Genomic DNA, 21,049 nt, shown 5'->3' on the forward strand with positions numbered 1-21,049 from the left:
TATAAGGGTGGGAACAGAGGTTGAGCATTAATAAATATGAGATTTTTCTGAAAGTTGTAGAGCTAGGCAGCTTAACAAAAGCAGCAGAAATGCTGGGTTTTACGCAATCCGGAATTAGTCACACCATTAGCAGCTTGGAGATGGAGTTTGGGTTCGCGTTATTAATTAGAAATAGATCCGGTGTGAAATTAACGGTAAACGGGGAACAAGTTCTGCAGCCTATCCGTGAAATCTTGAAATGGAACGAGAAATTGAAGCAGGAGGTAGCGGACATCCACGGGCTAGAGATTGGCACGATCACCATCGGTACGTTCACCAGTGTGTCTGTGCATTGGCTGCCAGGGATGATTAAGCAATTTCGCAGTGAATACCCATATATAGAAATCAAGCTGATGGAAGGCGGTTATTTGGAGGTTGAGCAATGGATAGAGGCTGGAGTGATCGACTGCGGTTTTATTTCACTGCCTACACGTGAGAAGTTTGACGTAATTCCTTTAAAAAAAGACCGGATGTTAGGGATTGTATCTAAAGAGAATCCGCTTAGTGCAGAACCCTTTCTTTCCTTATCGCAAATTGCTAAAGAGGATTTCATTATCCCGAAAGCAGGCTCGGATTATGATGTTAGACGTGTGCTGGATAAGGCGGGTATTAAACCTAATGTTAAATTCTCAGCAGGTGATGACTATGCCATTATGTCGATGGTGGAGAAAGGCCTTGGCATTAGTATTTTGCCAGAGCTTGTCTTGACCCGGCAAAATTATAATGTGGCCATGCTAGAATTGGAGGAACGTAGTTTCAGATCGTTAGGAATTGCTGTCCACTCTATGAAATACGCTTCTCCCGTCACCAAAAAATTTCTAAAGCATGTGCAAGTGTGGCTGAAAGATAACACCTAAATAAATACGTCAAAAAATAAGAAACTGATACCTCATCAAAGTTAAGAGGGATCAGTTTTTTTGTTTAGTACTTCAGCTAGTTTTTCAGAAAATAGGAACTACACACAGGCTGCTATAATCGATTTTAAAGGATTTTAGTTAAATATATGTATATATCCATTATCTTATAGTTTTACGGCGTTAGATATGATTTAAGAAACGTTAAATTGCATGTTAATCCTCTATCAATATCTGTTTTAGAATAATTAATATGTTATAATTAGAAGAGTGGAAATAAGGAATGTATTCAGATGTTCTGGAAATGTGAGGACTTTATGCACAATTACGGATGGATGAGATTAGGAGGAGGATTAAGCGATTGAGCGTTACAATAATTACACTAGTCGTAGTAGCAGTATTTATAGGTGCCTTAATGAGAACCGTGTTTGGTTTTGGTGAAGCGATTGTGAGCATGCCACTGCTTGCACTGCTCCCGATTCCTATACATACTTCAGTTTCTTTGATTGGATTGGCAGGCCTCACGGTTGCCTCACTTACAGTTGTGAGTGGGTGGCGGCATATAGAACGACCTATCTTGATTCGATTAGCACTCTCAACAGTGATAGGAATTCCTGTAGGACTTGTCATGCTTTATTTAGCACCGGCAAGTGTAATTATGACTGGACTTGGTATATTTTTGATTGTTTATGGAGTTTATTCGGTGATTAAGAAGAGAATAGTTAAGACGATCGATCATCCCTTGCTTAAGGCAAAAGGCTGGGTGTATCCTTTCGGATTCGCTTCGGGTGTACTTGGCGGTGCTTATAACTTTAATGGTGTCCCTGTCGTGATCTATGGTACTTTACGACAATGGAATCCGGATCGTTTTCGGGGTACGTTGCAAGCTCATTTTCTTATTTCTGGTGTACTCGTTGTAACGGGGCATGCTATCGGGGGATTGTGGACGGTGGATGCTCTTGTTCTTTATGGATATTCTATTCCAGCAATTCTCTTAGCTACGGTCCTTGGGGTATATGTGAATAAACGTATTCCTGCTAAAAAATTTGAGAGTTACTTATTTCTGATTATCATTTTACTTGGTGTCCTAATGCTAGTGCCTCGCGGATAGTTGAAAAGAAAAAGAAAGACGTTCTTCCCCCTTACTGTATATGAACGTCTTTTAAATTTATCCAATCTTAGGGTTGACGAAGAGCCTTGTTCATGAGAAAATGTACGCGCGTACATTAAATGAATGCGTTTTCGAATAGCGAATTGAACGAGGCTAAATGTCACTGTTCATAACCTATGAGAAGGAGGAATTTATATCGCCAGCCGTAAAGAGGTTGCCGAGCTTGCAGGTGTCTCAGAAGCCACAGTATCTCGCGTGTTAAACAATGTTGGTCCGATTAAGGAAGAAACGAAGGAACGTGTGTTGGCAGCTGCACTGAAGCTAGGCTATACCCCTAGTTCACTTGCTCAGAGCTTTGCTCGTAGACGGAGCGGGAACTTGGGTGTAGTGATGCCTTATTTGCCGAAAGCCCGCTTGTTCTCCACTTATTATTTTTCGGAAATATTAAGTGGAATAGGGAGCAAGGCGCGAGAAGAGGGTTATGATCTGTTAATGCTGTTTCGGAATGCCGAAGCGCCAATGGATTATAACGAGTTGTTTAAGATGCGGAAGATCGATGCTTGCATTGTGCTTGGCGCTAAAGAAGAGCCAGGTGAGCTAGCCTCACTCCGTCGTTTGAAGGAAGAAGACCATCCTTTTTGTCTGATTAATCAGCATTTTGCTGGGGAAGCTTTTCACGAGGTGGATGCCGATCATGTCGAAGGAAGCTGGCAAGCGGCTAAACACTTACTGGAACAAGGTTTTACGAGGATTGCTTTTCTAAATGGGCCAGAATCTTATTCCAACAGCCGAGATCGTTTAACGGGGTATACCCGCGCTTTGGCAGAGGTGAATCTTTCTGTAGACTCTTCACTTTTGTTCGAAGGTAACTTTAGCCGGAAAAGCGGAATTATAGCTGCCAAAGAAATGTTGCCTTTGCTGAATGAGATTGATGCGATTATGGCCGCCAATGATCGGATGGCCATAGGTTTGCAGCAAGGGCTACAGGAGCTAGGAATACCAAGGGATCGCCTGCCAGCTATTGTGGGTTATGATGATTCGGAAGCTGCGGAGCTTACCACACCTGCATTAAGCAGTGTGCGGGTTCCCTTTTACGAACTAGGAGAACTTGCTGCAGCCCAAATCATTGAATTGCTGGGAAACAATCTGGCAGAAGTACCCGCACCAGCCGTACAGATCAAATTACCGACAGAACTAGTTATACGAGCTTCATCTAAATCTATCAACACTTAGGAGGAATAAGATGAAACAGCTTCGCATTGGAATGATCGGTTATAAATTTATGGGTAAAGCCCACAGTAATGCTTATCGCAGTTTGCCTATGTTTTTCCCGAAAGCGCTTAAACCGGAAATGTCTGTAATCTGTGGACGTAATAGTGAAGCGCTTGGAGAAGCTGCATCGCAGTTAGGCTGGGCGGATTGTGTTACGGACTGGAAGGATCTGATCGCTCGAGAGGATATTGATCTTATAGATATTAATGCTCCCAGCAACGCGCATAAGGAGATAGCTTTGGCAGCAGCCAAAGCAGGTAAACATATTTTTTGTGAAAAACCACTTGCGCTGACCTTGGCGGATTCCCGTGAAATGCTGCAAGCTGCTGAAGACGCGGGAGTTACACATATGGTTGGTTTTAATTATCGCTTTTCTCCGGCAGTTCGACTGGCTAAGAAGCTCATAGAGAGTGGGCGGCTGGGAAAGATTTATCATTTTCGGGCTTGGTTTCTACAAGATTGGATAATAGATCCGGATTTCCCTTTAGTATGGAGACTGCAGAAGGATATCGCCGGTTCGGGTTCGCATGGAGATCTGGGGGCGCATCTCATAGATTTGGCTCATTTCTTAGTAGGTGATATGAAGGAAGTAATCGGCATGAGCGAGACCTTCATAAAAGAGCGTCCGCTCGCCGCTGAAATGACTGGTTTAAGCGCTAAAGGAGATAAGGATGCACCCAAGGGTAAGGTTACCGTTGACGATGCCACCTTGTTTTTAGCCCGTTTTGATAATGGTGCTCTGGGCAGCTTTGAAGCTACAAGATTCGCAGCGGGTCATCGCTCTACCAATTCTTTTGAGATCAATGGAAGTCTTGGCAGTGTGAAATTCGACTTTGAACGTATGAATGAATTGGAAGTTTATTTGACCTCGGATGCCGAGGATGTGCAAGGTTTTCGCCGTGTGCTGGCGACCGATCCTGCTCATGAGTATGCAGAGGCTTGGTGGCCGCCTGGTCATACGATTGGTTTTGAACATACGTTTATTCACGAAATGCTGGAGCTTTCTAACGCAATTGAAGAAGGTCGTCAGCCAGAACCAAATTTCAATGATGGAGTGAAATGCCAAGCGGTGTTAGAGGCAGTAGAACGCTCTATTGATGAACGCCGGTGGGTCGATTTATCTGAGATGTAATCTAACCTTAGAAGGAGTGCTGAAGATGAGAAAAGCATTGATTGTATGGGGCGGTTGGGAGGGTCATGAGCCTGAGCAGGTAGCGGATATATTCGCTAAAATGCTGCAAGAGGAACAGTTTGAAGTTGAAGTATCGAATACACTGGAGGCTTTTGCTGATGCAGATAAGCTTCTTGGACTAGATTTGATCGTTCCGGTATGGACGATGGGTACAATCGAGCAGGATTTTGTGAATCATGTCTCCGCAGCTGTACAGCATGGAACAGGTCTTGCCGGTTGCCATGGCGGGATGTGTGATTCTTTTCGTAATAATGTAGATTGGCAGTTTATGACGGGTGGACAATGGGTAGCTCATCCTGGGAATGACGGCGTTAACTATACCGTAGAGATTTGTCAAAGCTCAAGTCCTCTGGTAGAAGGATTAGAAGATTTCAGTGTTTGCTCAGAGCAATATTATCTGCATGTAGATCCAGCTGTTGAAGTGCTTGCTACGACTCGTTTTCCAGTAGTTGAAGGACCTCATTCGTATAATAAGGCTGTTGATATGCCAGTAGCTTGGACAAAACGTTGGGGCTTGGGCAGAGTTTATTATAATTCACTGGGGCATCATGCGGACATTGTAGATCAGCCGCAAGTGCGTGAAATGATGCGCAGAGGGTTAATATGGGCAGCTGAAGGTAAAGCGCAAGCATTATCCAATGTTTCGGGGGTTAGGAATAGCTATAGTGGAATGGCAGACAGTCAATAAATTCTGGGAGCGATCAGCGAATGGATAAAGTCAAAGTTGGTATTATTGGATGCGGTAAAATCAGTAGTATCTATATGGAGAACTGTCAAAAGTTCGAGATCCTTGATCTAGTTGCATGTGCAGATTTGGATTTGGTGAGAGCACAAGAACAAGCGGATAAATACAATATTCCAAACGTCTATACCACAGAACAATTACTGAATGATCCAGAGATAGAAATCGTAATCAACTTAACGATCCCAGCTGTTCATGCGGAAGTATGCCTGAAAGCTATTGAAGCAGGTAAACATGTATACGTTGAGAAACCTCTAGCTGTGACGAGAGAAGAAGGCCGCAAAGTTCTGTCAGCTGCGCGGGAAAAGGGAGTACTTGTGGGCAGTGCACCGGAGACATTCTTCGGTGCGGGAATTCAAACGGTTTTGAAGCTGATAGATGAAGGAGTAATTGGCGAACCTGTTGCAGCTACTTCGTTTATGCTGGGCCGTGGACATGAGCATTGGCATCCAGATCCGGAATTTTATTATGCCGCTGGTGGAGGTCCAATGTTCGATATGGGTCCTTACTATTTGACGGCTTTGGTGCAGCTGCTGGGTCCTATTCATACGGTTAGCGGAATGACTGGGAAAGCGCTGGAAGAACGTACGATTACAAGCGAGAAGAAATTTGGGAATAAAATTCCTGTTCAAATTCCAACTCACGTAGCCGGAACCTTACGATTTGAAAATGGTGCCATTGCAACGTTGATTACAAGCTTTGATATCTTTGGCGGGAGCAACCTGCCACATATAGAAATCTACGGAACGCTAGGAACGATTCAAGTTCCAGACCCGAATAACTTTGGGGGTCCCGTGAAACTCCGGCTTATGGGTGAGAATGAGTGGACGGAACAGCCGTTGTTGTCAGGGTATGATCAGAATACCCGCGGGATTGGACCAGCAGATATGGCTTACGCCATTCGTACGGGTAGAGGGCATCGTGCCAGTGGAGAACTGGCTTATCACGTATTAGAAGCAATGTGGGCTTTCCATGATTCTTCTGATGCTCATTCATTCTACGAAATGGAAAGCACCTGCACTCGTCCGGCGGCACTTCCAATCGGTCTTGCTCCTTACACTTTGGATTAGAGAATTCTTCCTGAAACTGCAACCTATCACTTCCGGTCTTCGTTTGAGAAGATGAAGAGTGGAGGTGTTAATAGGATGCGTAAGATAATTATTGGTTGGATATGGATTCCCGTTGTTATTTTGTTAATCAGTGGCTGTTCAGAGGCTCAACAAGCGAATAAGGAGCCGGTTCCAACTCCTGTAATTAGTTCAGAACCACAAATTTTAGCTTCTACGAACCCCGCAATGGATGATCCAGGCGCGGTTAAGACTTTCTTATCTGCTCAGAAGATTCCTAACGGAGATATTTATCTGCAAGATAACAAGGTTCATATTAATATTGTAGGTTTGAACTCGGAGATTGAGCAAAGCCTTGCTCAGACTTTCACTGCAGGTACTTATGAGCTTCATGATGTGAAATATACGATGCAAGAGTTATTATCTGCTCAAGAATTGTTGCATGAACAAGAACTATACCAGAAGCTGAATCTCTACGGCTCTGGTGTAGATACGATTGGTAATAAAGTAACTATTACCATTCCTTCAGATGATGCGGAAGCAGCTAAGCTTGAAATTGAAAAGTGGATCGATCCAAAGATGTTGACCTATGATATTTCAGAAATAGGTGATCCGCATGTAGTAGGTACAATCGTTGATATCGATACTAAACAGGCGAAGCGGATTCTAATCCTTGAACCTGGTAACGAAGATCCATCTTACTGGTTCACATTCAATGCGAAATCTGAAATGTTTAATGAAGCTGGAGAGACCATCAGCTTTAAGGATTTACAGGTTGGACAGCAGGTTAAGTTATGGAATACAGGGATGGTGCTGGAATCTTTTCCCGCGCTTGCGAGTGTGCGGAGGATGGAGCTAGCAATTACTGAATAATCTAATAGACCCGTCAACAGGTAGCAAGTGCTCCACGTATTTGAACTGTAGATGGAAAGTGAGGGTGCTCTAACCCTCACTTTTTTTAATTAGGAATAGTATACTTTTTCTACTTTATATAATGTATGCTCGATTGTTGGACAGAGATTGGCATGTACTTTGTAATATTTAACTCGAAAATATAAACTTTTCAAAAAGTTCTTTATATTATTTTTTTGTTTAAAGGCAGGAAGAAATTCTGGATTTTTCTCCACATCACCAAAACTTTGAATCCATTGCTCTACATAAGTCTGACTAAGCATTTTTCTATCTAAAACACTCATTATGGACCTTACCATTCGCTCATCTTCCCCATCGGAGTATATTCGGTCTGTTATGGTCATCTTTTCGTAAACCAAATCGAGGATAGTTATAAGGTCATTTTTATCCAGTTCGGAGCATTGAGCCAATTCATCCAAAGTATCTGCTGCATGGGCTATAGCATGAGCCCAGCCTTTTTCTTCGTCATACCCCCGGTAATCCCGCTCATTTTGCACACTGCAAAATACCTTCTCTTTTATCTGATGAATTTGCTCTCTTGAGAGAAATGGTGATTCTTTATGCCTCATGAAGAGGAGTGGGATGACTAGCATAGAGAAGGATCTAGTAAAGACAGAGTCTGTATTGGTTTCACCAAGCTTAAAATGCAAATGGTTTTTATCCAAGATAACGGGTATAAGTTGTTCCAGTTCATTTGTAGTTAGAGAATTACCTGGGATCCAATGTGATAAGGTTGTATAAATTAGCTCATCCCGTAGTTGGGCATCTAAAGAACCAATGTTATTTATCATTTCTTGTACCAACTGGAAGGTATCGGGAGGTGCTTGGTAATCATTTTCTTTTATGCATATCAACGTTTCTTTTAAATTCATTTTATAATCTCCTATTTTCCAGTGTGAATTAATTTCTAATACCGGATGGTGTAGTTCCTTTATATTGCTTAAACAGCTTGGTAAAATAATTAGGATTGTCGCAGCCCACTCGTCCAGCAATCTCCGTTACAGTAAAATCTGTCTCCAGCAACAGTCGTTCTGCTTCATTTACGCGGCAAAGATTAACATAATCGATGAAGGTTCGGCCGGTGAGCTTCTTAAAGGTTTTACAGAAATGGTATGGATTTAGATTAACGGATCTCGCGGCACTTTCAATGGTCATTTTCTCATCAAAATGGTTCTCCATGTACTCCAGCAGTGGCTTGAAACGCTCACGATTGAAGGATTGACGTTCATTTGTTCTGCCAGACACCTGCTCAGGTAAAAAGGTACGGGACAGCAATACAAAAAGCAGATGAAGTTGATTTTTGATGATCAGCTGAAATGCAGGACCTTTCTGATGCACTTCATCCACGATAGTGTTCAGAAGAGAGTAATAAGTAGAACAGGTTGGAACTAGTGCTGCTGGTTTAACTGGTAGCTGATATCGATTCTCCAAATAGGGAGCTACGAATTGTTCATGTTGAGGATCTTGCTTCCAATCTTTAAATAAAGAACTATGAAATACGACGGATATAAATCGGACATGATCATCCCGCAGACTATATCCAACATGCAAACCTCCAGAAGGAACAAACAAAACCTCTCCGGGATGCAGTTCGTAGGGCTTGCTGTCGATGTGGAAAATGGCGCTGCCTGCTTGCATGATAATGATTTCGAAATGCTCATGCCAGTGTAGAAAAAGGATGTTCTGGCCGATTTTCGCATGTCTGCATTCATTAAAAAACAATCGAAACGGATAGGTGTTTCCTTCTAATTGAGGGTATTCTTTAAGATCATTAGGATAGCTCAATATTTATTCAACTCCCACAATATACGACTATATAAACACAATATAATAAGAGTTTTAAGCTCAAATGCAGTATATACTCGGGTTATAGAACTTACTATAAACCAATATTGGAGTGGTACACAAGATGAAGGATACAATGCGTATAGGTACATTAGTTGGTGGCGGAGATGCTGTTAGAGTGATTCCGCAAATCGTAGGTCATGGCTTCGAATCTTTTAGCTTAACCTTCTGGCAGACTACAGGTGAAACAGATCTTGTGGAAACTGGTAAGCGTGTGCAAGAACTTGCGGCAAAACATGATTTTGTGATTTCATCGGTTGGCATCTTTGGCAATCCTTTGACGAATACGGGTGACAATTCCGATGCATTAGCGAGCTGGGAACGGCTTATTGATCATGCTCATGTATTTGGTACTGATATGGTATCAGGATTCACGGGACGACTACCAGGAGTGTCCATTGATGAATCGATTCCGAAGTTTGCCGAGGTATTTGGTGAGCTGACAAAAAGAGCAGCAGATCGCGGAGTAAGAATTGCTTTTGAGAACTGTTCCATGGATGGCAATTGGACTTCAGGGGACTGGAATATCGCTCATCATCCAATAGCCTGGGAAAAGATGTTTAACGCTGTCCCTGCCGACAATATGGGACTCGAATGGGAGCCTTGCCATCAGATGGTGCAGTTGATTGACCCGATTCCACAGCTGCGCAAATGGACAGATAAGATTTTCCATGTACACGGCAAGGATGCCACCATCGCTTGGGATATTGTAAAAGAATATGGAATCCACGGCCCGAAACCTTATGTATGGCACCGTACTCCGGGTTTTGGTGATACGAACTGGACAGATGTGATCTCCATTTTGCGTCAGGCTGGTTATAAAGGCACCATTGATATTGAAGGTTGGCATGATCCTGTCTATCGGGATGAACTGGAAATGATGGGTCAAGTACATGCCTTGAATCATTTAAAACAATGCCGCGGGGGCAGCTTTGTGCCTAATCCGCTTTAATAAGTCAGGGGGAGAAATATGACAGCACAGTATCGGGTAGTAGTTGCAGGTTGCGGAGGAATGGCTAATGCATGGATTGAATACGCTTTATTGCGTCCAGATACTAAGATCGTTGCTCTAGTAGATATAAGGTTGGAGTCAGCTGAGGCGATGGCCGCGAAGCATGGGATTTCATGTCTGACGTTTACGGATATTAAGCAGGCGATACAGGAGACCGCAGCAAATCTCGTCTTTGACGTTACTGTTCCCGGAAGTCATTTCAATATTTCTAGCACTGCATTGGAACTTGGATGTAATGTGTTTAGTGAGAAACCTTTAGCTGAGACTATGGAGGAATGTAATAAGATTGTTGAGATCTCGGAACGGACTGGAAACGCTCATGCGGTGATGCAGAACCGCCGTTATGATCCTCGTATTCGTTCTTTAAGAAAAATCATAGAATCAGGAACGATTGGTAGAACAGGATTTATCGGTGCAAGCTTTTTCCTTGGGGCTCATTTCGGGGGATTCCGTGATGTTATGAAAAGTCCGTTGCTGCTGGATATGGCGATTCATACCTTCGACCAGGCCCGGTTTATTAGTGGCGCGAACCCTGTGTCCGTATACTGTCAGGAGTTTAATCCTCCCGGTTCATGGTATGAGGGGAATGCTTCGGCAGTGTGCATTTTCGAGATGTCCGACGGTTCAATATTTACCTATCAGGGATCTTGGTGTGCAGAAGGTGCATCCACGTCATGGGAAGCTTCTTGGCGGGTTAACGGGGAGAAAGGAACCGCAATCTGGGATGGTCATGAGCTGCCATATGCTGAGGTAGTTACTGCAGGAGATCAGAGTGATAAGTTCATTCGTGACGTAAAGCGTGTAAATGGTGAAAACGTTGAGATGAGTAAAACATTCCATCAAGGGTGTTTGGATGAGATGTTCTTGTCATTAGCAGAGCAACGTCCTGCAGAGACGAATTGTAGAGATAATCGGTATAGTATGGCAATGGTGTTCGGAGCGCTGGAAAGTGCTGAATCTGGCCGGAAAATCGATCTAGTGGAGTTTTGAGATTGACTTCTGTTACTACAATCGCCAGCAAGGAGATCAAAATGAATATTAGAGCTTACCGAGAATCGGATCTTAGTCAAATTGTCTCATTGTTCTACGAAACAGTTCATTCCGTAAACAAACAAGACTACTCACAGGAACAGCTGGATGCTTGGGCACCTAAAGAGGAAGAGGCACTTAAGCTTAATACTTGGAGAGCTTCTTTACGTCAAAATATCACTTATGTAGCCGAAATTGATAATATTATTGTGGGCTTTTCTGATATGACAGCAGAAGGACATTTGGATCGATTATATGTTCACAAAGATTACCAAGGGCAAGGTGTAGCCTCTGCATTGGTGAATAAGTTTGAATTGAAAGCAAAAGAACAGGGTCTTTATGAAATGGATACCGAAGCAAGCATCACTGCTAAACCTTTTTTTGAACGATTGGGGTACCAGGTTATTGCGAAACAAAGTGTAGAACGAAAAGGTGTTTTGTTGGTCAATTATAGGATGAGCAAAAAAATAATGTAATTCAAAAAAAGCAGGTTGCTCATTAGAGCAGTCTGCTTTTTATGATAAGAAGGATATTCAAATTTACCCATCAATCAAGTTCATTAATGCTACAGTATCAAATCGATCCCCTTGAACTAACCATTTACCGTCCACATCAAAGAGAGTCAATATACCTTCCAAAGGTACACGTTTACTTTCTTTGTCATCCTTATCCAATAAAACAAGATCCACCGTATATTTTAACTCGACAATATCCTTTTTTTGTTCGGAAAGGTTGAATTTTAGGTTTTCCGGTTTTAAAGAAAGCTTTTGTGTATCAGCGATTTTAAATGGGATAATTGTAATTCGGTTCGCTATAGCCTTTTCGGAAAAGTATTCTGTAAAATACGGTTTCATCTCTTCATTTCGTGCAAGAATGGATTCATCAGACATTAAATCCTCAGAAGCCTTGACGGTATATTCTATATTTTTATATTTCTCTGCGGCTTTAGTAGCATCATCTACTTCTGAACTACATCCCATAATTAACGCCAGGGATAATAATATCATGCTTAATATCAACGGTGATTTACGCATTAGTACACCCCCAATGTATTTGATCTTGCATTATTATACTTATATTACCATGTTGTGGTTTCATAATTTCAAGAAGAAAATGATTCAAATCCCTAAATATGGTATGGTGTAAATATGATCGTAAATTTGAGGAGATTAAACTAAAAAGTAGAATCGAAAGGATTATTAAAATGAACACAACCTTAAAATTTACTCACGGGAATAAAGTAGGACTGATTGCTTGTTCAGATGGTGTGAGAGTAGAAAACCTAGCAAAAGTAGAGGAATTAAAAAGAGTTTTGCATTCATTTGGACTCCATGTAGTGGTGGCTAATACTTTGTTTAGAAAAGAGGGTTATTTCAGCGGCAATCCCATGGAAAGAGCAGTGGAGCTGAATCAACTATTTAAAAATACTGAAATTAGCGCGATATTCGATATTTCAGGTGGGGATTCTGCCAATCAGATCTTAGAGTACATAGACTATGAAAGTATCCGAATGACCCCCAAACCCTTTTTCGGAATGAGTGATTTGTCAGTTATTTTGAACGCTTTATATACGCAAAATAATTCGAAATCCTATCATTATCAGTTGATGAATTTAGTGTCTTCTGATGGGGCGGAGCAGCAAAGGGCTTTTTATCGAACATTCTTCGAGGGTCAAAACGATCTTTACGATTTCCGGTATCATTGGGTTCGTGGTAACCAGATGAGCGGGATAGTAATCGGGGGGAATATTCGCTGCTTTTTGAAGCTGGCAGGGACAAGCTATTTTCCGGATCCTTCGGACAAAATTTTATTGTTGGAGAGTTTAAGTGGCAGAGCTAACAAAATAGTCTCCTTTTTTGCTCAGCTCCAGCAATTGAAATATTTTGATGCTTGTGCTGGATTGATTCTAGGGTCGTTTTCAGAACTTGAGAACTTTAATGAATTCCCGATAGTAGAAGAGTATGTGAAGGAAATTAGCCATTCCGCCTCCATTCCTATCATAAAGACAGCTGAGATTGGGCATGGCAGTAACAGTAAGTGTATTGTTGTGGGTGATAAAATCACTTTGTAAAATTCTTTATCAAATTCCTCTTGCCAGAGAACTTGGAAATGGAGCATATTTATTGAAATCAGAGCGAGTACATAATACATTTGTAAAGTAATTTAATAAAGTGATTTAAAGGAGGGGTATGATGTCAACACACGATTATCTATCAAAAGAAGAATTGAAAGATGCGATTCATATTTCCTATCAGTCTCTTGATCATGAATTTGATGGCATTGAGAACTCCCAAAGAGACAATCGTATGGAAGGGGTTGATCGTACCCCAGCAGAAATCATTGCTTATCAATTGGGCTGGTTGCATCTTGTTATGAAATGGGATAAGGATGAAAAAGCAGGGTTAACCGTTATTACACCTTCACCAGATTATAAATGGAATCAACTTGGCGGATTATATCAATCGTTTTATCATACATATGCTGCCTACTCATTAGATGAGTTAAGATCTTTATTTCAAGAGACAGAACATCAGTGGCAGAACTGGATTGATTCTTTAAGTGATGAAGAACTTTTTACGCAAGGCGTGCGGAAATGGACAGGAAACAATCCAAGATGGCCAATGGTCAAATGGATTCATATTAATTCAGTAGCACCGTTTAAGACTTTTCGTTCTAAGATTCGCAAATGGAAAAAGCTTAATGTAACTAAGGAAGTATAAAAGGACGGATGATTTTTGAAGAAGATATCTATTATTGTAAGTACATTTATATTTTTGATTGCATTAAGCTCGATTATATTTGTCGTAGTAAACAACTCTTCTAAACCCATTAAGAGTCCTGAGAACATTGAACTAAAAGAGTTGGCGAATGGAAACAAAATTCAAGTGGACTTTTCGGAGAAACCGACTGTATTCGTATTTTTCACCTCATGGTGTCCATATTGTAATGACGACGCTCCTAAGATTGTCTCATTGTATGAGAAATATAAAAATAGAGTGAACATATACGGAATCAATTTGCTTTATCAAGATGATCTTTCTGAAGTAAAACAATACGTGGCGGATTACAACATTAAGTATCCCGTTCTCCTAGATGAAACAGGTGATCTCCATAAACAATTTGGTGAACAAGCTTTTCCAGCGTTGTTTTTTATAAACTCTGATGGCAAGGTTATGGATCAAATTATTGGCTCGACTGATTTTGACGCAATTGAGAGTTCGTTTAAGATTTTCATTAAAAACTATGATTAAGGAGGTTGAAATGAATACGATCCATTTAGAGGTTTTTGCAGCAAAAGATCAATCGGATGTAGATATATTTTGGGGACTTTTTAATAGTTACATTAATGAATTATCTCTCCACGTATCTATGGGCGATGATTTTGACCTGGATTACTTTTATTCAGACGAGTATAGAGAGATCATTGAAGAGCTAAGAACAAGAGATATAAATCCTTTAAATTTGTTTCTTATACATAAGGACGGTTCTGTGCTTGGATTTTTAATGTATGTTACTTATTTTGATGAGGGTGGAAAGTGTTTTTTAATGGAGTATTATATTGAACCTACGTATCGGAATTTAGGGTATGGTGAATTTGCCTATTCAATGGTCGAAAAACATGTTTATGCAGACGGTGCAAAGTATATCGAGTTAACCCCGACTAATGATGCAAATGAAAGGTTTTGGCGCAGTGTGGGGTATATGAAATCAACGGATATGGATGAGGATCATAAATACATTTATCGGAAATCACTTTGTATCTAAACCGTAAGGAGTTAATCCCTATGATCAAAAAAAGAAAGAAACTCATAATCATCACCGCATTTCTTTCATTTTTTCTTCTGATGCTGATTGTTGTCTATATGATAAATCCTCAACCTTTTATGTAGAACCAGATTTTTCAGTGGTCACAACAACGATACTTTTGAACGATATTGATCCAGACGGATTTAACTTCGATATGATCGCCCATTCAGAAATTAATAGATGGTTTGGAATCTTTGTCAGGTTTAGTGGAGCTTATTGATGGATTAAATAATGGAAAAGATTTCAAAACAATCTATAAATCAATCGAATCCCAAAGCTAGGAGGTTGAGATGAAGAAATTCATTATTGTAATTCTAGCCATAATTGCTTTATTGCCATTACATGCGGTCTCCGCGGATTGGGCCGGTTCGTTTGTTGTTTATTCAGGTGACATCTACGAAATATCAGACGATGAACTCATCCCCTCCGAAGAAATCGATAAGAAGATAGGGCATGTAACTAAATATTCCGATGAGGAAGGCACGTACAGGGGAAATTTCTCGAATATTTATCCTAAAGGTACGCCCTACTACTCAATTATCAATACCGATCCAAAAGATTACATTGCTATTAAGACCCAAGAGGATATCTTTGTAAAAGCTTATAATAAAGGCCATTATCCCAATGATGAATTGGTTAAAAAAACGATTTGGATGTATTTCTTATTGGGGACATCGGTTATCGTCTTATTAATAATTTGGATAATGAAGCGGAAGAAAGCAGTGTTGTAGCTAGAACGGCGTGGTGGAAAATTCAAGTTCAAAGGGTGAATCTAGTGGAAGAAGCATCTAGTCTAATCAAAAAATTATCATGGCACACACGCGAAGAGGAAAAGGAAGATGCAATTAATAAGCTACAATATATAAAGGATGAAGCTTTGCATTTATTAGTACAACCTATATCAAAAGACTATTGGGATGGAGCGGCTGAAACAGTCATACGTTTAGGATATCCACGTGTGAAAAGCATATTGCCGGGTTTGCTTGAATGGATACAAGATTTAAATTGGCCAGGTGCGGGGGAAATAGCTGATTTTTTACTTGAAATAGGGGATCCGATGATTCCATATGTTAAAGATGTACTAAATCAACACAGCGATGATCAAGAATGGGTGTATTGGATTTTCGAAAAATTAATTGATCATTGGAACACGAAACAAGTCCAACAGATACAAGCAGAATTAATTAAGATTTCACAGGAAAAAGCCAATGACCTATCGGCATTAAGAATCTTATTAACTCACGGTATATACGCAAAAGATGTGGTCTGTGAAATAATCCAGCACAAAAAAGATGTCCTTGTATTTGAACTCAAGGAACTTCATGATACTCATCTTGAAATTGATTGTGAAGCTCTTCATAAAGAATTCTTAAATCAGCAGCCTAATGTAATTAAACAGTTTTATGAGCACAATAAAGACCGTTTTTATATATGTAATGCGATATCTAACCGCCAAGAAGTTTTAAGAGAAATAGAAATTTTTACTGCTGAGTTTCTCACTTCGTGAAGTTATCAAGCTTTATTGAAATAAATTGAAAGGAGACTAACCAATGAACAACATAAAAGTACTTCATTATGATGCTTTTTCTCCTTATCCCAACAAAGGAAATCCAGCTGGTGTAGTATTAGATGCGGCTCATTTGAGCGAAAGTGACATGCAAGCGATAGCTCATAAGGTCGGTTTTAACGAAACAGTTTTTGTAGTCTCATCAGATGTAGCTGATTTAAGGCTTAAGTATTTTACGCCAGCCCATGAGATCAATCTTTGTGGACATGCTACAATGGCATCTTTATTTGCTTTAAAAACAAAGGGGATCCTTGGTGAGGCTGGCTCGATAAAGATCGAAACAAACGTGGGGGTGCTACCCATTCAATTCAGTATGGTAACTTCATGATTGAAATTGATTGTCTGGGAGAAATCTGTCCAGTACCAGTAATGATGTTAAAAAAACATCAAAAAGCCATTCAAAATGGCGAACAGGTGATGCTGGTTACTGATCATAGCTGCGCAAAAGTTTCCATCACGGATTACTGTCGTGGTTCAAATTTGAAATGTACCATCCAAGAAGTTATTAATGGGGTATGGGAGATTACGATTGAGATATAAGTTCAACACAATGTATCAATCAATGTCTTTTCTATATAACGAATTAATTGTTTCGTATCATTGTCACAACGCTGATTATGTTTTTTTACCATGTAGACATCGTTATTTACTTGGAACTGATCAATATGAATAATCTTGAGTTGTTTACTATACAACTCTTTTTTTATGGACATATAAGGCAGAAAGGCAACACCATGTCCTCTAATTGCAGCAAGCTTTACCGCCTCAAGGGAGTCCAGATTAAACAGTATGTTTAATTTAAGCTCACTCGCAGATATGTTATTTAAAGCCCTTTGCACACAATGAAGCTGTGAGGACCAGATTAACGGATATTTAGGGAGCTCATTCAGTGTGATTTTATCAGGACAAACGGTCGTACTGCTTGCCACTAGCATAACTTGATCTGAAAACACCATATTGGAGCTTAATTCAGATTTCGGGGAAGGTCCGGAAATAAAGCCAACATCACCTTCTTCAAGAAGCAAACGTTCTTCTACTAGTGACGATGCCCCTTCGTTTAGAGTGATATGGCAATTTGGAAAATGCTTTTTTACCTCATATAAGGTGCATGGCAGGGCATAATTACAGACTTCTGGAATCGCATAAATAGACAGCTCATGTTGTGTTGGCTGTAAATGATTGATCTCTGTGACCATATCATCATACAATTTACAGATTTGCTCCGCATACTTCTCTGCTATAATCCCTGCTTCTGTTAGGCTGGCCCCTTTATTACTTCTCACAAAAAGCTCAGAACCCAAGGTATTCTCCCAGGATTTCAACTGCTGACTCAGTGCGGATTGGGTGATATGAGATTTCTGAGCGGCTTTAGATATACTTTTTAACGAAGCAATATCTAAAAATAATTTAAGCGTTTCCATATTCATACTTATTCCTCCTGTTGCCCGCTGTTAGTGCAAACTATAGCATACTTGATTACGCTCCATCTGTGCCATTAGTAACACTTATACAGCATAAAGAAAGCAGATAACCACAGCGCAAATAAGTATGTTACTATTTTCACATAGTCAATTACATAAAACGATGGAGGTGTTAGACTATGGGGCAAACCGTAAGTCCCGAAACGAAATCAATCCGAACCAGAGCTCCTAGAAAACCTAAAAAGAGTCAGTTGCCCATCGCGTTGCTGGTCACAGTTCTCATTATTGGGTTTGGTTTTTTCCTAGACCATTCCCACGATAAAATGGTTGTCTACCTGCTTTTCGGTATTTCGTTTGGCGTTATTTTGCAAAGATCACGTTTCTGTTTTACTGCATCACTTAGAGATCCATGTATTACAGGCAGCACATCGGTAACAAGAGCTGTACTGATAGCATTTTCTCTCGCTACGATCGGATTTACAGCCATAAAGTATCCAGCATTCCTGGAAGGTAAACCGATTCCTGGGATGGATAATGTGGGTCAAATCAGTTTTGCTTTGATAATTGGCGCAGTATTATTCGGAATTGGCATGGTTATTGCAGGGGGTTGCGCTTCGGGTACATTGATGCGTGTAGGTGAAGGATTCACGATGCAGATGTTGTCACTTGTGTTTTTTGTCATTGGGTCACTTTGGGGATCACATGATATGGGTTGGTGGAGAGCTAACGTTATAAAGGATGCACCCACTGTATTTTTACCAGACGTCTTTGGTTGGCTTGGAGCACTAGTTGTTCAGTTCCTGATCATTCTTCTGTTGTACATCGCTGCAGTTAAATGGCAAGAGAAAAAGATGGGAAGCGCAGATTAGTTTAAGTTATTACGTGAATATTTTCACTATTAGGAATTTTAAAAAATATAAAAGGTGGTTTTTAAGATGGCTGAATTTACACTTGATTGCCTGGGAGAAGCTTGTCCGGTACCGTTAATGAGAACAGAAAAGAAAATGACTGAACTAAATGTTGGAGACGTTCTAGTTGTTGCTATTGATCATAGCTGCGCAATGAAAAACGTACCAGAATGGGCGAGAAAACAGGGACATAATGTGGAAATCGAAGAGGTCGATGATGGCGAGTGGGAAGTTGTTATTGAGAAGGTAAAATAGGATCGCTAAGTAGGAAAGGACGGTGAATGAAACGGTGAACGAATTCTGGTTGAAGATATCGTCTAACCGCTTTTACAAGCAATTGCTCAAAGAACCGTTTACTTATGTAACTGGAGCTGTACTTCTCGCTGTGTTCGCTACAGCACATCTGGCTGTTTTCTCAAAAGGATGGGGAGTAACCAGCGCCTTCGCGGACTGGGGAGCTTGGGCGTATCGACTGGTAGGAGGAAATGTAGATAACTGGGCTTACTTTAGTACGGAGAAAGCTCAAAAAACATTATCTTCCGGATTTTTGAATGATGGTGGGTCTATTCGAAATGTAGGGATTATCTTAGGTGCATTAGCAGCGACATTGTTTGCTTCCGAGTTCAAGCTTAAGAAAATTAAGTCCAAAAAGCAGGTAGTGGCGGCTGTACTTGGTGGGTTGCTCATGGGGTACGGAGCTAGATTGGCTAATGGATGTAATATAGGTGCATTATTTACGGCTATAGCTTCTTTATCGCTTTCAGGCTGGATTTTTGGATTGTTCCTGCTGGTTGGTGCATTTATAGGCAGTAAATTATTGGCCAAATTCTTTATGTAAAAGTGAAATAGACTGAGCTTATAGTGCTGACGAGAGTCAGCCTATTTTATTGAAATCATAGTCTACACAGGAGGGTCAATTGAAATGGAAAAGAAGACAGAACAGTATGATGTCGTCATTATTGGTGGCGGGGCTGCTGGATTAACAGCAGGGATCTATTGTGGACGAGCAAAATTGAAGACACTTCTTTTGGAAAAATCGCTGGTAGGCGGTCTTGCGACTTATACTAATGAAATAGAAAATTATCCTGGTTTTCCTGAAGGAACGACCGGAACAGATCTTATGGGATTATTTCATAAACAAGCCAAAAAATTTGGTGTTGATTTCAAAATGACAGATGTCAAATCTGTCTCGGTAGCGGAAGAGATTAAAGTAGTGGAAACCTTTCGGGTTCGATATGAATGTAAAGTCATTATCATAGCCAGTGGAGGAAAACCAAGAATTACAGGTGCAGCTAATGAAGATATGTTCTTATATGATAAAGGGATTTCCTTTTGTGCAACCTGTGACGCTGCGGCAAATACGGGGAAAACAGTTATGGTCGTTGGCAGTGGTGATGCAGCTATTGAGGAAGGGATGTTTCTGACTAAGTTTGCAGATAAAGTGATCGTATCTGTCATGCATGATCATGGGAAAATGGATTGTAATGAAATTGCCAAAACGCAGGCACTAGAAAACCCTAAAATGGAATTCATGTGGAATACGGTGGTAAGTTCTTTCGAAGGTGAAGAACGTTTGAATTCCGTCGTCCTGAAAAATTTAAAATCTAATGAACTGCAAATCGTAAAGGTCGATTCATGTTTCTTATTTATTGGATACACCCCGAACACAGAAATTTTATCAGGGGTAGTAGATTTGAATCGTAATGGATATGTACTTATTAATGAGAAAATGGAAACGAATATACCTGGGGTCTTTGCAGCAGGAGATGTGTGCGATAAGTTTCTTAAACAAGTTGCTACCGCTGTTGGCGATGGTGCCATTGCAGGGTATGGTGCAGAGAAGTATATATCTGAATGTGAGGTGTATGAGCATCAAATTCTGAATCAAGGCAAAGCATCTGTTGTTTATTTATGGAATGCCACAGATCCATCCTGTCGGGAGTTATTGCCTTTAATTGAGGGATTTGAGCAATCCCATTCGGATGTCAGGGTCACAAAGGTAGATGTATATAAGTCACCCGGACTTGCTGCCAAGCTAGGGATAGATTCATTTCCTTCTATTGTTTATCTGGATAATGGGAAGGTCCAAAAAGTAATTTCTGAAAAGATAAATGAAGAAATACTGAGGACTCTTGCTAATTAAGGAGAAAGTCAAAGACACATGCAGATGTTATCTCTGCATGTGTCTTTTTTTAATCAAGCTTAAGGAATATGAGACGAGCTAATGCAAGAAAGTGTCAAAGTATCAATAATAGTTGTTTTGTCATATAT

At 40.5% G+C, this 21,049-nt stretch carries 25 protein-coding genes and 1 pseudogene; 22 read left to right on the forward strand and 4 right to left on the reverse strand.

Going from position 1 to position 21,049, the window contains the following annotated elements; genetic code table 11:
- The first annotated feature begins 20 nt into the window (after positions 1–20).
- The 7 genes from MHH50_RS13780 (at position 21) to MHH50_RS13810 (ending at position 7,150) form a co-directional block, all read left to right on the forward strand.
- Positions 21–896, forward strand: a complete 876-nt coding sequence (locus tag MHH50_RS13780; RefSeq protein ID WP_076185996.1) for a LysR family transcriptional regulator — start codon at positions 21–23, stop codon at positions 894–896.
- Between the two features lie 358 nt (positions 897–1,254).
- Positions 1,255–2,004 (forward strand): sulfite exporter TauE/SafE family protein, encoded by a 750-nt coding sequence (locus MHH50_RS13785; RefSeq protein ID WP_076129295.1) that lies wholly within the window; start codon positions 1,255–1,257, stop codon positions 2,002–2,004.
- A gap of 189 nt (positions 2,005–2,193) precedes the next feature.
- Positions 2,194–3,237, forward strand: coding sequence for a LacI family DNA-binding transcriptional regulator (locus MHH50_RS13790; protein ID WP_076275712.1), 1,044 nt, complete (start codon positions 2,194–2,196; stop codon positions 3,235–3,237).
- A gap of 10 nt (positions 3,238–3,247) precedes the next feature.
- Positions 3,248–4,408, forward strand: coding sequence for a Gfo/Idh/MocA family oxidoreductase (locus MHH50_RS13795; protein WP_076185992.1), 1,161 nt, complete (start codon positions 3,248–3,250; stop codon positions 4,406–4,408).
- Positions 4,409–4,433: 25 nt separating this feature from the next.
- Positions 4,434–5,156, forward strand: a complete 723-nt coding sequence (locus tag MHH50_RS13800; RefSeq protein WP_076301976.1) for a ThuA domain-containing protein — start codon at positions 4,434–4,436, stop codon at positions 5,154–5,156.
- Between the two features lie 20 nt (positions 5,157–5,176).
- Positions 5,177–6,280, forward strand: a complete 1,104-nt coding sequence (locus MHH50_RS13805; protein ID WP_076278996.1) for a Gfo/Idh/MocA family oxidoreductase — start codon at positions 5,177–5,179, stop codon at positions 6,278–6,280.
- 75 nt (positions 6,281–6,355) lie between these two features.
- Positions 6,356–7,150 carry a hypothetical protein gene (locus tag MHH50_RS13810; protein WP_076308573.1) on the forward strand — a complete coding sequence of 265 codons (795 nt, stop codon included), beginning with the start codon at positions 6,356–6,358 and terminating at the stop codon, positions 7,148–7,150.
- Positions 7,151–7,239: 89 nt separating this feature from the next.
- On the opposite strand, the gene MHH50_RS13815 is transcribed toward MHH50_RS13810, so the two are convergent.
- Entirely contained in the window at positions 7,240–8,061 is an 822-nt protein-coding gene (locus tag MHH50_RS13815; RefSeq protein ID WP_076278994.1) for a DUF2785 domain-containing protein, read from the reverse strand.
- A gap of 28 nt (positions 8,062–8,089) precedes the next feature.
- Positions 8,090–8,974, reverse strand: coding sequence for an AraC family transcriptional regulator (locus tag MHH50_RS13820; RefSeq protein ID WP_076308572.1), 885 nt, complete (start codon positions 8,972–8,974; stop codon positions 8,090–8,092).
- A 124-nt stretch (positions 8,975–9,098) separates the two neighbouring features.
- Here MHH50_RS13820 and MHH50_RS13825 point away from each other — a divergent pair, with 124 nt between their 5' ends.
- Genes MHH50_RS13825 through MHH50_RS13835 form a run of 3 tightly spaced genes read left to right on the forward strand, consistent with a single transcriptional unit; the run spans position 9,099 to position 11,551 of the window.
- Positions 9,099–9,986, forward strand: coding sequence for a sugar phosphate isomerase/epimerase family protein (locus tag MHH50_RS13825; protein ID WP_076129303.1), 888 nt, complete (start codon positions 9,099–9,101; stop codon positions 9,984–9,986).
- Between the two features lie 18 nt (positions 9,987–10,004).
- Positions 10,005–11,036: a Gfo/Idh/MocA family oxidoreductase gene (locus tag MHH50_RS13830; RefSeq protein WP_076280728.1), complete on the forward strand. Its 1,032-nt coding sequence runs from the start codon at positions 10,005–10,007 to the stop codon at positions 11,034–11,036.
- A 41-nt stretch (positions 11,037–11,077) separates the two neighbouring features.
- On the forward strand, positions 11,078–11,551 hold the full coding sequence (locus MHH50_RS13835) for a GNAT family N-acetyltransferase (RefSeq protein WP_076194362.1): 474 nt from the start codon (positions 11,078–11,080) through the stop codon (positions 11,549–11,551).
- A gap of 63 nt (positions 11,552–11,614) precedes the next feature.
- Here MHH50_RS13835 and MHH50_RS13840 read toward each other — a convergent pair whose 3' ends face one another.
- Positions 11,615–12,109, reverse strand: coding sequence for a hypothetical protein (locus tag MHH50_RS13840; RefSeq protein ID WP_076308571.1), 495 nt, complete (start codon positions 12,107–12,109; stop codon positions 11,615–11,617).
- A 170-nt stretch (positions 12,110–12,279) separates the two neighbouring features.
- Here MHH50_RS13840 and MHH50_RS13845 point away from each other — a divergent pair, with 170 nt between their 5' ends.
- The 8 genes and pseudogenes from MHH50_RS13845 to MHH50_RS13880 all read left to right on the forward strand — a co-directional run bounded on the left by MHH50_RS13845 (position 12,280) and on the right by MHH50_RS13880 (position 16,989).
- Positions 12,280–13,146 carry a S66 peptidase family protein gene (locus MHH50_RS13845; protein WP_076217938.1) on the forward strand — a complete coding sequence of 289 codons (867 nt, stop codon included), beginning with the start codon at positions 12,280–12,282 and terminating at the stop codon, positions 13,144–13,146.
- 121 nt (positions 13,147–13,267) lie between these two features.
- Positions 13,268–13,795 (forward strand): ClbS/DfsB family four-helix bundle protein, encoded by a 528-nt coding sequence (locus MHH50_RS13850; protein ID WP_076194318.1) that lies wholly within the window; start codon positions 13,268–13,270, stop codon positions 13,793–13,795.
- 15 nt (positions 13,796–13,810) lie between these two features.
- Positions 13,811–14,326, forward strand: coding sequence for a TlpA disulfide reductase family protein (locus tag MHH50_RS13855; protein WP_076194316.1), 516 nt, complete (start codon positions 13,811–13,813; stop codon positions 14,324–14,326).
- A 10-nt stretch (positions 14,327–14,336) separates the two neighbouring features.
- On the forward strand, positions 14,337–14,840 hold the full coding sequence (locus MHH50_RS13860; RefSeq protein WP_076129308.1) for a GNAT family N-acetyltransferase: 504 nt from the start codon (positions 14,337–14,339) through the stop codon (positions 14,838–14,840).
- A 332-nt stretch (positions 14,841–15,172) separates the two neighbouring features.
- Positions 15,173–15,613 (forward strand): hypothetical protein, encoded by a 441-nt coding sequence (locus MHH50_RS13865; protein ID WP_175618980.1) that lies wholly within the window; start codon positions 15,173–15,175, stop codon positions 15,611–15,613.
- Complete coding sequence (locus MHH50_RS13870; protein ID WP_256716092.1) at positions 15,580–16,389, forward strand: DUF5071 domain-containing protein; 810 nt, start codon at positions 15,580–15,582, stop codon at positions 16,387–16,389. The genes MHH50_RS13865 and MHH50_RS13870 overlap by 34 nt, the downstream gene beginning before the upstream one ends.
- 43 nt (positions 16,390–16,432) lie before the next feature.
- Positions 16,433–16,759: pseudogene (locus tag MHH50_RS13875) on the forward strand (PhzF family phenazine biosynthesis isomerase); the annotation flags it as partial.
- A gap of 14 nt (positions 16,760–16,773) precedes the next feature.
- Positions 16,774–16,989, forward strand: a complete 216-nt coding sequence (locus MHH50_RS13880; RefSeq protein ID WP_076129310.1) for a sulfurtransferase TusA family protein — start codon at positions 16,774–16,776, stop codon at positions 16,987–16,989.
- 2 nt (positions 16,990–16,991) lie between these two features.
- On the opposite strand, the gene MHH50_RS13885 is transcribed toward MHH50_RS13880, so the two are convergent.
- Positions 16,992–17,876 carry a LysR family transcriptional regulator gene (locus tag MHH50_RS13885; protein ID WP_076129311.1) on the reverse strand — a complete coding sequence of 295 codons (885 nt, stop codon included), beginning with the start codon at positions 17,874–17,876 and terminating at the stop codon, positions 16,992–16,994.
- A 173-nt stretch (positions 17,877–18,049) separates the two neighbouring features.
- On the opposite strand from MHH50_RS13885, the gene MHH50_RS13890 reads away from it, so the two are divergent.
- From MHH50_RS13890 to MHH50_RS13905, 4 genes are all read left to right on the forward strand, one after another.
- Entirely contained in the window at positions 18,050–18,739 is a 690-nt protein-coding gene (locus MHH50_RS13890) for a YeeE/YedE thiosulfate transporter family protein (protein ID WP_076129312.1), read from the forward strand.
- A gap of 66 nt (positions 18,740–18,805) precedes the next feature.
- A complete protein-coding gene (locus MHH50_RS13895) occupies positions 18,806–19,033 on the forward strand; it encodes a sulfurtransferase TusA family protein (RefSeq protein WP_076129313.1) in 228 nt (75 codons plus the stop codon).
- A 34-nt stretch (positions 19,034–19,067) separates the two neighbouring features.
- Positions 19,068–19,616, forward strand: a complete 549-nt coding sequence (locus MHH50_RS13900) for a YeeE/YedE thiosulfate transporter family protein (protein WP_170914249.1) — start codon at positions 19,068–19,070, stop codon at positions 19,614–19,616.
- Between the two features lie 84 nt (positions 19,617–19,700).
- The gene (locus MHH50_RS13905) at positions 19,701–20,921 is read left to right on the forward strand and encodes an FAD-dependent oxidoreductase (protein WP_076308570.1); all 1,221 of its coding nucleotides are present in this window, start codon (positions 19,701–19,703) and stop codon (positions 20,919–20,921) included.
- Positions 20,922–21,049 lie beyond the last annotated feature (128 nt).

This window comes from Paenibacillus sp. FSL H3-0302, assembly GCF_037982245.1.
Taxonomy (GTDB): Bacteria; Bacillota; Bacilli; order Paenibacillales; family Paenibacillaceae; genus Paenibacillus_AQ; species Paenibacillus_AQ odorifer.